This window comes from Rhizobium sp. 01N447_2 (assembly GCF_056399245.1).
Genome location: NZ_JBFTQY010000012.1, coordinates 77,649 through 89,270, shown reverse-complemented (window position 1 = coordinate 89,270; position 11,622 = coordinate 77,649). Strand labels below are relative to the sequence as shown.

Annotated in this window: 14 protein-coding genes; 6 read left to right on the top strand and 8 right to left on the bottom strand. The window is 60.2% G+C overall.

Features of this window, described 5'->3' with window-relative positions:
- Nucleotides 1-180: 180 nt before the first annotated feature.
- Nucleotides 181-1,440: an SAM-dependent methyltransferase gene (locus AC1ECN_RS10140; RefSeq protein WP_018496679.1), complete on the top strand. Its 1,260-nt coding sequence runs from the start codon at nucleotides 181-183 to the stop codon at nucleotides 1,438-1,440.
- Here AC1ECN_RS10140 and AC1ECN_RS10135 read toward each other — a convergent pair whose 3' ends face one another.
- Both AC1ECN_RS10135 and AC1ECN_RS10130 read right to left on the bottom strand, forming a co-directional pair.
- Nucleotides 1,441-2,274, bottom strand: a complete 834-nt coding sequence (locus tag AC1ECN_RS10135) for an SDR family NAD(P)-dependent oxidoreductase (protein ID WP_024320612.1) — start codon at nucleotides 2,272-2,274, stop codon at nucleotides 1,441-1,443. It lies immediately after the preceding gene.
- Nucleotides 2,275-2,372: 98 nt separating this feature from the next.
- Nucleotides 2,373-3,032, bottom strand: coding sequence for a ChrR family anti-sigma-E factor (locus tag AC1ECN_RS10130; RefSeq protein WP_024320611.1), 660 nt, complete (start codon nucleotides 3,030-3,032; stop codon nucleotides 2,373-2,375).
- Between the two features lie 225 nt (nucleotides 3,033-3,257).
- Between AC1ECN_RS10130 and AC1ECN_RS10125 the strand changes: the two genes are divergently transcribed.
- From AC1ECN_RS10125 to AC1ECN_RS10110, 4 genes are read left to right on the top strand one after another with little or no spacing between them, the layout of a single operon-like run.
- On the top strand, nucleotides 3,258-4,295 hold the full coding sequence (locus tag AC1ECN_RS10125) for a cysteine synthase A (protein ID WP_477952895.1): 1,038 nt from the start codon (nucleotides 3,258-3,260) through the stop codon (nucleotides 4,293-4,295).
- A gap of 6 nt (nucleotides 4,296-4,301) precedes the next feature.
- On the top strand, nucleotides 4,302-5,039 hold the full coding sequence (locus AC1ECN_RS10120) for an alanyl-tRNA editing protein (protein ID WP_477952893.1): 738 nt from the start codon (nucleotides 4,302-4,304) through the stop codon (nucleotides 5,037-5,039).
- Between the two features lie 18 nt (nucleotides 5,040-5,057).
- Entirely contained in the window at nucleotides 5,058-5,927 is an 870-nt protein-coding gene (sseA, locus tag AC1ECN_RS10115; protein ID WP_130672443.1) for a 3-mercaptopyruvate sulfurtransferase, read from the top strand.
- A 5-nt stretch (nucleotides 5,928-5,932) separates the two neighbouring features.
- Nucleotides 5,933-6,493 (top strand): GNAT family N-acetyltransferase, encoded by a 561-nt coding sequence (locus tag AC1ECN_RS10110; RefSeq protein WP_018073316.1) that lies wholly within the window; start codon nucleotides 5,933-5,935, stop codon nucleotides 6,491-6,493.
- Nucleotides 6,494-6,522: 29 nt separating this feature from the next.
- Here AC1ECN_RS10110 and AC1ECN_RS10105 read toward each other — a convergent pair whose 3' ends face one another.
- Both AC1ECN_RS10105 and AC1ECN_RS10100 read right to left on the bottom strand, forming a co-directional pair.
- Entirely contained in the window at nucleotides 6,523-6,690 is a 168-nt protein-coding gene (locus tag AC1ECN_RS10105; protein WP_231286820.1) for a hypothetical protein, read from the bottom strand.
- A gap of 97 nt (nucleotides 6,691-6,787) precedes the next feature.
- Nucleotides 6,788-7,597: a class I SAM-dependent methyltransferase gene (locus AC1ECN_RS10100; protein WP_024320609.1), complete on the bottom strand. Its 810-nt coding sequence runs from the start codon at nucleotides 7,595-7,597 to the stop codon at nucleotides 6,788-6,790.
- 294 nt (nucleotides 7,598-7,891) lie between these two features.
- On the opposite strand from AC1ECN_RS10100, the gene AC1ECN_RS10095 reads away from it, so the two are divergent.
- On the top strand, nucleotides 7,892-8,395 hold the full coding sequence (locus AC1ECN_RS10095; protein ID WP_130672442.1) for a DUF1203 domain-containing protein: 504 nt from the start codon (nucleotides 7,892-7,894) through the stop codon (nucleotides 8,393-8,395).
- 124 nt (nucleotides 8,396-8,519) lie between these two features.
- On the opposite strand, the gene AC1ECN_RS10090 is transcribed toward AC1ECN_RS10095, so the two are convergent.
- The 4 genes from AC1ECN_RS10090 to AC1ECN_RS10075 all read right to left on the bottom strand — a co-directional run bounded on the left by AC1ECN_RS10090 (nucleotide 8,520) and on the right by AC1ECN_RS10075 (nucleotide 11,403).
- On the bottom strand, nucleotides 8,520-8,804 hold the full coding sequence (locus tag AC1ECN_RS10090; RefSeq protein ID WP_029873032.1) for a DUF1330 domain-containing protein: 285 nt from the start codon (nucleotides 8,802-8,804) through the stop codon (nucleotides 8,520-8,522).
- Between the two features lie 63 nt (nucleotides 8,805-8,867).
- Nucleotides 8,868-9,416, bottom strand: a complete 549-nt coding sequence (locus tag AC1ECN_RS10085; RefSeq protein WP_130672441.1) for a flavin reductase family protein — start codon at nucleotides 9,414-9,416, stop codon at nucleotides 8,868-8,870.
- A 67-nt stretch (nucleotides 9,417-9,483) separates the two neighbouring features.
- Complete coding sequence (locus AC1ECN_RS10080; RefSeq protein ID WP_130672440.1) at nucleotides 9,484-10,233, bottom strand: SDR family oxidoreductase; 750 nt, start codon at nucleotides 10,231-10,233, stop codon at nucleotides 9,484-9,486.
- Between the two features lie 240 nt (nucleotides 10,234-10,473).
- Nucleotides 10,474-11,403, bottom strand: coding sequence for a helix-turn-helix domain-containing protein (locus AC1ECN_RS10075; RefSeq protein WP_130672439.1), 930 nt, complete (start codon nucleotides 11,401-11,403; stop codon nucleotides 10,474-10,476).
- Between the last annotated feature and the right edge of the window lie 219 nt (nucleotides 11,404-11,622).

Here is an 11,622-nt window from a genome sequence, read left to right as displayed (position 1 = left end):
TTTTCAGACGCGCAAAGGACGCTGTAACGCTTTGAACTGCTGCATAATTTTATCCGCAAATCGGTTCCGATTTACGGAATTATGCAGTAGCCTTCGGTGCAATAGCCGGGGGTCGGTCGAGCGCATCGTCGCGGATGTATAAGCATCTCTAACCGGCAAGAGAATACTGGAGGAGGAGAGATGAGCAAGGCGCAGGACTGGAATCTGCTGGCCCGCGACGCGGTGACGCTGACGGGGGAAAACATATCTCGTCTGGTGAAGGGTCTGCCCTTCAAGGCGAAGTTGGCGTTGCGCGGGCTTCTGCGCATGCAGCACGGCTCGCTTGCCGTTACTCTCCCCGACGGTCGCAAGCTGCTGGTGGAGGGCAAGCAGCCCGGGCCGAAGGCGGCGCTCAGCCTCAACAACTGGAATCTTGCCTATCGGGCGCTGACGAGCGGCACGATCGGGGTCGCCGAAACCTATATGGACGGCGACTGGGACAGCCCCGACATCACCGCCTTCCTCGAACTCTTCCTCGTCAACGGCGAGGCCGCGCACAGCTATGCCAATGGCAAGGGCGGCCTTGGCCGCCTCTTTGAGCGCCTCCGCCATTGGATGAACACCAATACCAAGACGGGCTCGAAGCGCAACATCTCCGCCCATTACGATCTCGGTAACGATTTCTACAAGGAATGGCTCGATCCGAGCATGACCTATTCCTCAGCGCTCTATTCCACGGGCGCCAACGATCTTCAATCGGCCCAGAATGCCAAATACCGGGCGCTCGCCGAGGCAACCGGCATCGGGCCCGGCGATCACGTGCTGGAGATCGGTTGCGGTTGGGGCGGTTTTGCCGAATTTGCCGCAAGTGAGCTGAACTGCAAGGTGACCGGGCTGACGATCAGCCGCGAGCAGCTCGCCTTTGCCCAAGAACGTATCCACAAGGCCGGCCTCGACGACCGCGTGGAGTTCCGCTTCCAGGATTACCGAGATGAAGCAGGGCTCTATGACCGGATCGTCTCGATCGAGATGTTCGAAGCGGTCGGCGAGAAATACTGGCCGTCCTATTTCTCCAAACTCAGGCAATGTCTGAAGCCGGGCGGCAAGGCTGGCCTGCAGATCATCACGATCAAGGACGAGTCCTTCGACCAATATCGCAGCAATCCCGACTTCATCCAGAAATACGTCTTTCCCGGCGGGATGCTGCCGACGCGCAACCATCTGGCCGAACTCGCCGGCAAGGTCGATCTGTCGCTGGTCAAGGACTTCGGCTTCGGGCTCGATTACGCCCGCACGCTTGCCGAATGGCGCGAGCGCTTCTGGTCGGTCTGGGAACGCATCCGCCCGATGGGCTTCGACGACCGTTTCAAGCGGCTCTGGGAATTCTATCTGTTCTATTGCGAGGCCGGCTTTCGCGCCCGCAATATCGATGTACGCCAGGTCGTGTTCTCGCGCCGTTGATCATTCCGCCGCATGCGGCGTCACCGGATGGTGACCCGTCAATGACGGCCGCTCCCGCCAGCCGGTCACGCGGTTCACCAGCGTGAAATAAGCGCCATAGGGGAGCAGGCGGGCGAGCTTCAGCATGGTGGTGAAGCGCTTCGGGAACGTGATCTCGAAGGCCTGCGATTTCAACCCGGCAGCAATCTCCCGGGCGGCCTCCTCGACCGATACCAGAGCCGGCATCGGAAAGGCATTCTTCCTCGTCGCCGGCGTATCGACGAAGCCCGGACAGACGAGCTGGATGCGGATGCCCATCTTGTCGAGATCGAATTTCAGGCTTTCCGCCATATTGATCAGCGCCGCCTTGGTGGCGCCATAGGCAGCCCCCGTCGGCAGGCCGCCATAGCCGGTGACGGAGGAAACGATGGCGATCTGTCCCTGCCCTTTCGCCTTCATATGGCGGATCGCCGGCAGCAGGCAGTTGACGACGCCGGAGAGGTTGACGGCAAAGCTCTTCTCGAAATCGGTGCGGTTCAGATCCTCGGCATGGACCGGCAGGTAGACGCCGGCATTGAGGATCGCCATGGCGAGCGTGCCGTGCTCATATTCGATCGAGGCCATGACATGCTCCATGTCCTCGGCATCGGTAACGTCGCCGTCAAGCACAATGATACTGCCCGAAAGGCCATTGGCCTCGGCTTGCAGTTCGACCAGCTTTTCGTGGCTTCTGGCGGTGACGGCGACCTTGTATCCTTCGCCAGCGAGCTTTAACGCAAGCGCCCGGCCGATGCCTGAACTTGCGCCCGAAATCCAGACGATTCCATGTTCGGGATGGGCAATGAAATCACGCATGACATGTTCCTCCGGGCTGCCTGATCAATGCGAAAACAGGTCCGGAAGTTCCTCAACCCCTCCGGATTTACGGCTCTATCACACCATTGTGGCTGCTTTCAGCCGATCAGGTCGCCGATCATCTGACGAAAGGATCCGGTGAGCTTGACCGGTCCGTCCGAGACGGCAAAGGCGATGCACGGCCTGTCCTTTTCGGCAACCGGCCGGTGGTCGACCGTCTCGTCGGCGATGGAGATGTCGCCGGGACCGAAATGGCCGCGTTCATCGTTGAAGGCGCCGTCGAGAATGAGGATCAGTTCCATGCCTTTGTGGGTGTGCGCCGGCAAGGCGCGACCCGGCCGGATCCACATCAGGCTGACCTCGCAGCCGTCCATGTCGAGCGAATATTCCCTGAAGCCCGGCAACCGCTTGCGCCAGGGCACGTTCTCGGCATCGAAGCCCAAGAGATCGCGCAACGCTTGGGGAAACAGCGCATTTTCCGGCCGCGCGGCCGTCCGTGGCGCCGGGACGGGAGACGCCGAGGAAAAGATCGCCGCAAGCCGCCCGTCGCGATCGGCAATGGCAACTTCGGGCGCGCTTTCCAGAGCTTCGCCGGCCAGCAGCTCGAGGCTGTTCACCAGGCTGCGATTGTCCGGTTTCATTTCCARATGAGACTGCACCAGCACACGCGCCGGCTCGGGCAAGGAGCCGGCAACATAATGCGCCATCAATGCATCGATCGTGTCGATCTGTTCGTGAACCATGTCGGTTTCGGTCACGCCCTGTTGCCGCGCTGCGTTTTCGCTTTGTCGTCATCCGTACGGGGAAAGTCAATCTTCGGATCACCCTTCACACGGCGGGATTGCGGGCCATGCGTCATTTCGGGGGAGGAAAGCAAATTTTATCGTGTCCGCCAGAGGCGTGGAATAGCATTTCTTGCCAACTCAGCCTTGTGAAGGGAAAAGACCATTCCTAAAGTAAGAGTTCGAATAGAGGCAGATTCCATGACCTTCCACCCCTCCGTCCTCGAAGCCATCGGCAACACGCCCCTGATCAAACTCAAGGGCGCCTCAGAGATGACCGGCTGCACCATTCTCGGCAAGGCGGAGTTCCTGAACCCCGGCCAGTCGGTAAAGGATCGCGCCGCGCTCTACATCATCCGCGACGCAGAGCGGAAGGGATTGCTTCGTCCGGGCGGCGTCATCGTCGAGGGTACGGCCGGCAATACCGGCATCGGGCTGACGCTGGTCGCCAAGGCGCTGGGTTATCGCACCGTCATCGTCATCCCGGAAACGCAGAGCCAGGAAAAGAAAGACGCGCTGAAGCTGCTCGGCGCCGAACTCGTCGAAGTGCCCGCCGTTCCCTACAAGAACCCGAACAACTACGTGAAGGTATCCGGGCGGCTGGCAGAGCAGTTGGCGAAGACCGAGCCGAACGGGGCGATCTGGGCAAACCAGTTCGACAACGTCRCCAACCGTCAGGCGCATGTCGAAACGACGGCAAAAGAAATCTGGAAAGACACCGACGGCAAGGTCGACGGCTTCATCTGCTCCGTCGGCTCCGGCGGCACGCTGGCAGGCGTGGCTGCCGGCCTCAAGGCTTTCAAGGCAGACGTCAAGATCGGCATCGCCGATCCCGACGGCGCCGCACTCTATGAATTCTACCAGAACGGCGCGCTGAAATCCGAGGGATCCTCGATCACCGAGGGCATCGGCCAGGGCCGCATCACCGCCAATCTCGAGGGTTTCACGCCTGACTATGCCTATCGGATCCCGGATGCCGAAGCGCTTCCTTATCTCTTCGACCTCGTCGAGAACGAGGGCCTCTGCCTCGGCGGCTCGACAGCGATCAACATTGCCGGCGCGGTCAATCTCGCCCGGGATCTCGGACCTGGTCACACGGTGGTGACGATCCTCTGCGATTACGGCAACCGCTATCAGTCAAAACTCTTCAACCCGGATTTCCTGACGTCGAAAGGACTGCCCGTTCCGGGCTGGATGGCCAAGTCGCCCGATATCCACGTTCCCTACGAGCCCGTGTGAGACCCTATGCCCGTCAATGCCCTCTATCGTGACGACTTCTATCTCTCGACGTGCGAGGCGGTCGTCACCGCCGTTCACGAAGACGGGGGCATCGAACTGGACCAGACCTGCTTCTATGCGACATCAGGTGGCCAGCCTGGTGACACCGGAGAGTTCGAACGCGCCGACGGCAGCAAGATCGCGCTCGGCCAGACGAAGCATGGTCCAAGCAAAGATGTCATCATCCATGTACMGCTCGAAAACGAGCCGCGGCCTGTGGTCGGCGAGACGCTGGTGCTGCATGTCGACTGGCCGCGCCGCTACAGGCTGATGCGCATGCACACGGCCTGCCACCTGCTTTCCGTCGTCTGCTCCTATCCGATCACCGGGGCTGCCGTCGGCGAGGAGGAAAGCCGCGTCGACTTCGACATGATCGAGACGATCGACAAGGACGCGGTGACGGCCAAGCTGATGGAACTGGTCGAGCAGAACCATCCGGTCACCCTGCAATGGATCACCGACGAGGAGCTTGTGGCCAATCCCGACATCGTCAAATCGAAGAACGTGCGCCCGCCGATGGGGCTTGGGCGCGTCAGCCTCGTCTGCATCGGCGAAAACTCCTCGATTGACAGCCAACCCTGCGGCGGCACACATGTCTCCGAGACTCAGGAAGTCGGCCGGATCCATATCGCCAAAATCGAAAAGAAGGGCAAAGAGAACCGGCGCTTCCGCATCCGCTTCGGCACGCCCGGCGACGAAGCCTGACCATCAAGGGAGACCATCATGAGTGAGACCAAGAGCCGTTTCGTCGTTTCGGCCGACTGGCTGCAGTCCGAGCTCGGCAAAGCTGACCTGCGCGTGCTGGACGCCTCCTTCTATCTGCCGGCGCAGAAGCGCGATGCCGATGCCGAATATGCGGCCGGCCATATTCCCGGCGCCATCCGTTTCGACCAGGACAAGATCGCCGACCATTCGACGTCGCTGCCGCACACGATCCCCTCGCCCGATTATTTCGCCGCCGAAGTCGGCCGGCTCGGCATCAGCGAGAACGATCGGATCGTCGTCTATGACGGTATCGGCCTGTTCGCCTCGCCGCGCGTTTGGTGGCTTTTCCGGGTGATGGGCGCGAAAAATGTCTTCGTTCTCGATGGCGGTCTCGACGGCTGGAAGGCCGAGGGCCGTCCGCTGGAAACCGCAGCACCCAATCCTGCGTCGGCGACCTTCACGCCCAAATTCGATGAAAGCCGCGTGGTGACGCTTGATAGGATGCGTGACATCGTCTCCAGCGGCGCGATGCAGATCGCCGATGCCCGCAGCGCCGGCCGCTTCGCAGCCGCCGAACCCGAACCGCGTGCCGGCATGCGCTCCGGCCATATGCCTGGCGCCCGCAGCCTGCCCTCCGGCGTCTTCGCCAGCCAGGGCCGATTCAAGTCGCTGCCCGACCTCAGGCAGACGATTGAGGATGCCGGCATCGATCTTTCCAAATCTGTCGTCACCTCCTGCGGCTCGGGAATCACCGCGGCGATCATCACGCTGGCGCTGGAATCGCTCGGCCATCGCGATAACAAGCTTTATGACGGCTCGTGGAGCGAATGGGGCAGTCGTGACGATACGCCCATCGTCACCGGTCCGCCGACGCCGGTCAAAGCCTGATCGCCATGGGGAAGACACCCGCTTCGCTGAAAGCTCACATCACCCGGCTCGAAATGACGGCGCCGCCGAAGGCGAGCATGCCGGTGCCCGTCAACATCCAGACGGCGATCATGCGCACTCCGGAGATCCCGCTGCCCTTCTACCGGTATCTCTACCGGCAGGTGGGTGCGCGCTGGCAATGGGTGGATCGGTTGCGCATGAGCGACGAGCAGCTTGCCGAGACGCTGAACGACAAACGCAACAATATCAGCGTTCTCTACGTGAACGGCGCGCCCGCCGGCTTCTATGAATATTTCTGCGAAGACGAGGATATGATCGAGCTCAGCCATTTCGGCCTGATCGAACATGCGCTCGGTCTCGGCATCGGCAAATGGTTCCTGCTGCAGGCGCTCTATGCCATCTGGTCGCTCAATCCTAAGCGGGTTACCACCACCACCAATAATCTCGACCATCCGCGTGCGCTGCAGCTCTACCAGATGTACGGCTTCTCCCCCGTGTCCACAGGCACCGGCATCGTCCGGCCGCTCAGCGACAAGGAGCTTCTGGAGATTGCACGGAAAAGCTGACGGCTTCTTCCCGACGTAAGAGGAGGCGACTAACGCTGCGTCAGGCTGTTCGGGCGGCGCGGGTCGTTGCGGCGCTCGAAATCGAGCGTGCGGCCCGACTGTTCCTTCAGTTCCGCCACTTCCCGGCGCAGAGCCTTGAGCTCTTCCAGTATTTCCGCATTCTGTTGCGCCAGCAGCGCGAGATCGATGTCGGGCATAGGCTTTTTCCTTTTCGTCATGCAGTTTTGCGGAATTCGATAGCAAATGCCAGCCATGTCGGCTTGGCCAAAAGCCGACATTCACGCTGAGCGGAAATCACTTAGCGCGCAGGGGACTGTCGCCGTACCGGCGGCCGGTGATCAGCCATGCGCGCGAATCGAATTGAATTCCGTGGGGTGTCCGGTGCTCCTCCAGCATGTCGAGCAGCCGCGCCCGTATTTCGGCTGTCTTGGCGGGACGATCGAGGGCGTTCTTCACATTTTCAAATGTCTGAATCGTCACCAATGCAGTCTCGGGATCCGGACCGTAGAACACAGGCTCGTTGACTTCATGAAACTCGATGGCAGTGAACCCCGCCGTTTCTAGCAGTCCAGACGTTACCGAGGTTTCGCTCAGCGAAAAGGCTTTGCTAGCCGCAACCGGACCGGTTGAATCCGGATCAAGCGCCTCCTGTATGGCGGTCGCCCACTCATTGTGGTCTCTGCCCTGCCAGACCATGAAAATGAAACGCCCACCCGGGCGTACGGCGTTGGCGATGTTGGCGAAAGCCACCGCCGGATCGGCGAAGAACATGACACCAAATCGACTGATGCAAAGGTCGAATTCCCCTTTTGCGAAGACATGGTTCTGTGCATCCGCCAGTTCGAACGTCGCATTGGGTAGTCCCTCCTCGGCGCTGCGCCGGCGGGCAATCTCCAGCATCGTGGCGGACAGGTCTATCCCGTGCGCCCGTCCTGCTTCGGCAGCGCGAGCGGCGTCACGTGTGGTTTGTCCGGCGCCGCAACCGATATCGAGAACACGATCAGACCGCCCGACCGCGGCGGCGACCCGAAAATGCGCGTTATGGAGAGCAAGCTCGGCATCATAGAAGTCCGCGAAGTTCAATGCTGCTTCTTCGGCCATCATCTGTCCCTCCAAACCGAAATTCGTGATGGGTTAGCCACCCAGCCAGCGCACCCTCTCAAAACCGAGCAGCGGCCCGACCATGGGCCATCCGATCGTGTACCACGGTATGAAGACGCCCAATATGCCCGGCGCACTCCCGCAGTGTCTGAGGTTACGAGGAGGTGGGAGTGTGCGCTTTGCGAAAGAAGCAAACTCCGCGTTTCACTCGATCGCCAATGCCTGCGGTGCGCAAGAATCGGGTGGCTTGCACACTCGTCCGGGTGCATTTCATGGCTATCACAAAGGAGATCTGCCATGACCGCCATTCGTTTTGTTGCCATGCCAACGACCGACGCCGAACACCTCTGGAACGGCGGGCGCGACGCCTATGACGGGCTGCCCGAGACGATAGTTTCCGACGGTGACGGCAATCCCTGCCGCCACTGCTTGGGGAATATCGAAGAAGGCGAGGAACTGCTGGTTTTCGCCTACCGGCCCTTCCCCGCGCTGCAGCCCTATGCCGAAACCGGCCCGATTTTCCTACACAAACAGCCCTGCCGACGTTACGCCGCCGAAGAGATCCAGCCGCCGATGCTGGCGATGAGCCCCGACTTCATCGTCCGCGGCTATAGCGCCAACGATCGCATCGTCTATGGCACCGGTGCGGTGACTGATATTGCTGAGATTCAGGCCTATGCCGAGACATTGCTCGCGCGGTCGGAGATCGGCTATGTGCATGTGCGCTCAGCGCGCAACAACTGCTTCCAATGCCGGATCGACAAGGTAAAGGCGCCTGCCCTGGCGGAAGCCGGCGCCTGATAGGCGGCCGGCGAGGCCAACGAGAAGTCGTCAATTCGCCGGCACGCTCCTTCTGCTGTGATCGGTGAGGCGACTTCGGTTTCCCCTGACGTGTGCTGTCGGGATCGCACGCCCTCGAATGTTATCAAACGCCGCGCAAGGCAATGATCCGCGAACCTGCGGCAGTCTGCCGTTGGTGTGCGAGCGGCGCATATTCGGGCGATGCAAAGAGGCCACGGATGGCATCCATATCGAGAAACTCGATGATCAGCATATTGGTCGCCTGCCAGCCTTCGAGTTCGAGGGGCGCGTCATCGAGGGCGATGAGGCGGCCGCCGGCCTTTGCCACCAGGGGCAAGGCCTTCGAGCGGTAATCGGCAATGGCTTCGGGGTCGTGGATATCGAGATCGACAACGAGGTAGGCGGACATGATGATATCCTTTCAATCAGTGTGAAGTTTAGGGGATGTGTTTTTCGCGTGCGGCGGGGCGCCTTATGGCAAATGCCGCCACTTCACCATGCGCTTCCGGAGATCGAGCGTGCCGCCATCGACGGTGAAGCTGCCGTTACCGCGATGATGCATGGTCCGTCGTTCCTTGCGGGTCTCGTCGGTCCAGATCCTCTTCGCTTCGAGGATAAAGAGATTGTATCGATCGACGAGACCCGGATCGGCAACACGGCATTCGATATTGGCAAGGCAGTCCACCAGCAACGGCGCCGCGACATCCTTTGCTGGACGAGTCCTCAAGCTGAACCGCTCGAACTTGTCCACCGTGTCACCGGAGCAATTACCGATGTCCACCACGGTTTCGGCAAGATCGACAGCTGGAATCGCAATCACGCATTCGCCGGTATTTTTCAGGGTCCGGTGGCTGAAGTCCCAGGGGCCGATGACGCAACCGATCAACGACGGTGCGTGCTGGATCACCATGTGAAAACCCATCGTCATCACATTCTGCGTGCCCTCAAGGCTCGTCGTCACAAGGACGATCGGGCCGGGTTCGAGCAGGCGATAGGCCTGGGAAGCGGAAATCTCTTTCATCGTGCGGCTCCTTCGCGAGTCTCTTCCCCACACCTATGCGGGGAAGCTGAAAGACGTTCTGGCGTGATTACCAGCCCTGTTCGACCGGCAGAACGAAGAGTTCCGCGACATTCACATGTGCTGGCGCCTGCGCCGCGAAGACGATGGTGTCGCCGATGTCCGCGCCCTGCAGGAACGTCATCTGCTTGGCAAGGTCGTCCATCTGCTTGATATAGCCAGGCTCCGTGATGTGATCGTACAGCTCTGTTGCCACGGCGCCCGGCTGGATGCAGGTCACCCGGATATTGTGCTTCTGGCCCACTTCCATCCGCAGGCCGTCGGAGAACGCAGCCACCGCATGCTTGGTGGCGCAATAAACCGACAGGCCTTTGAAGACCTTGCGGCCAGCAATCGACGACATGTTGAAGATGTGGCCCGAATGTTGATTGATCATCTGCGGCAGAACGGCAGCCGTAGTATTCAGCAGGCCTTTGACATTGACGTCGACCATCCGGTGCCATTCGTCGACTTTGAATTGATCGACATCCGAAAGCGGCATCAGACCGGCATTGTTGACGAGAATGTCGATCGAACCATAGGCACCCACCAGCTTTTTGACGCCGGCTTCGACGGAGGCTGGATCGACAACGTCCATTTCGATCACGAGGGCTTCACCGCCCCTGGAGGCGATCTCCTTTTGGAGGCCTTCAAGCTTGTCGGTGCGACGGGCGGCGATCCCAACCTTCGCGCCGGCCTCGGCGAGCTTCAATGCGGTTGCGGCGCCGATGCCGCTCGAGGCGCCGGTGACCAGCGCGATTTTTCCATCGATATTCGTCATGGTTTATCTCCTTGTCTTGGCGCCCTTCCAACTGAAAGGGCGGTCGTGTTCGACGCGGAGGAACATAAGGAGGAGGGCTTGATCCCTCTCTCGGGACCTTGTGAGACCTGTCGGGATCTTGCTCAAATCAGCAACTCTAACGCATGTCGCGCAAAACTGTGCAGCGGTTTTGCGATAACGACATGTGTAAAAACAAAGACCTAAAGCGCGAGGAGCGAATCTGAAAGATCGCGACGCGCTTCAGCTGCGACGGTAGTCGCTGGGGGAGACGCCGGCCTCCCGGCGGAAAATTTGAGCAAAATGGCTGGGGCTCGAATACCCCACGGACATGCCGATCTCGATGATACTGGTACTGGTTTCCTGCAGAAGTTGCTGGGCCTTGGCGATGCGTTGGCGAATGAAATAATGGGATGGGGAAAGGCCAGTGGCCTTCTTGAAGAGGCGGCTGAAGTGAAACGCGCTCATGCCGGCCGTTTGCGCCAGACGTGCGAGATCAAACGGCTCCTGAAGGTTGGCTTCCATGAATGCAATGGCCCGCCGTAGCTTTGCGCCCGGGAGGGCATTTGACGGCCGTGCCTCTGCGTCAAATGTTGCGTATTGCCGGATAAGATGAACGGCGAGCGTCTGCGCCAATCCCTGCACGAAGAGCCGGCTTCCCTCCCCTTCGGCCGTCAGTTCAGCATGGATCAGTTCCAGCATGCTGGAAAGATGTTGGTCGCGGCCGCCCGATATGTCGCGCAGGCGCATGGCACTGGCAGCCTTGCCGAGAACCGCTTCCGCCACCCGGTCAAACAACGGAACGGAGAGATAGAGATGCATTACCTGGAAAGGTTCGTCTCCCTCGGCATGCCAGCGCATTTCGTATGGCGTTGGCGACCGCGTCAGAAAAAAATCCCCGACTCTGACTGTATTGGCCTCCCACTCCCCACCCAGATCGCGTTCCTCCACGCATGCCTGACCTGAGATCACCCAAACAACGAGAGGCTCGGCGACCGCCGGAACAAGAAAGGGTTGTTGCACTGTCAGGCGGGAAAACACCTGCACGAATAGATCCGTCCAGGCTGGTCCATCCCCGCTGACGAGTGTTCTGCCGGCAATATATGTTTCGAGGCCGGCAGGTGACGTTCGAAGCGGAACCGGCGATATTTCCTCTCGACGATCAACCGTCATTGCTGCTCCGTTTAGATGGCGAGTGCCCATCAGCATGATACGATAGACACTGATCGGCGGGACACAACTCGTCGCGCTGCGTGACAAGGAAAAGTACAACTCCAACGCCGCCAACGGTCGCGGTTCGATTACAGGTACGCGGTCATACAAAGAAGGCGGCATCCCCTCGGATACCGCCCTGCCGGCCGAAAAATAGCGCTGTAAGTCGTCAGCTAGAGT

Coding starts and splice junctions, on each gene's coding strand:
- AC1ECN_RS10140 (WP_018496679.1), top strand. CDS start 181: ATGAGCAAGGCGCAGGACTGGAATCTGCTGGCCCGCGACGCGGTGACG.
- AC1ECN_RS10135 (WP_024320612.1), bottom strand. CDS start 2,274: ATGCGTGATTTCATTGCCCATCCCGAACATGGAATCGTCTGGATTTCG.
- sseA (WP_130672443.1), top strand. CDS start 5,058: ATGAGTGAGACCAAGAGCCGTTTCGTCGTTTCGGCCGACTGGCTGCAG.
- AC1ECN_RS10110 (WP_018073316.1), top strand. CDS start 5,933: ATGGGGAAGACACCCGCTTCGCTGAAAGCTCACATCACCCGGCTCGAA.
- AC1ECN_RS10105 (WP_231286820.1), bottom strand. CDS start 6,690: ATGCCCGACATCGATCTCGCGCTGCTGGCGCAACAGAATGCGGAAATA.
- AC1ECN_RS10100 (WP_024320609.1), bottom strand. CDS start 7,597: ATGATGGCCGAAGAAGCAGCATTGAACTTCGCGGACTTCTATGATGCC.
- AC1ECN_RS10095 (WP_130672442.1), top strand. CDS start 7,892: ATGACCGCCATTCGTTTTGTTGCCATGCCAACGACCGACGCCGAACAC.
- AC1ECN_RS10090 (WP_029873032.1), bottom strand. CDS start 8,804: ATGTCCGCCTACCTCGTTGTCGATCTCGATATCCACGACCCCGAAGCC.
- AC1ECN_RS10085 (WP_130672441.1), bottom strand. CDS start 9,416: ATGAAAGAGATTTCCGCTTCCCAGGCCTATCGCCTGCTCGAACCCGGC.
- AC1ECN_RS10080 (WP_130672440.1), bottom strand. CDS start 10,233: ATGACGAATATCGATGGAAAAATCGCGCTGGTCACCGGCGCCTCGAGC.
- AC1ECN_RS10075 (WP_130672439.1), bottom strand. CDS start 11,403: ATGACGGTTGATCGTCGAGAGGAAATATCGCCGGTTCCGCTTCGAACG.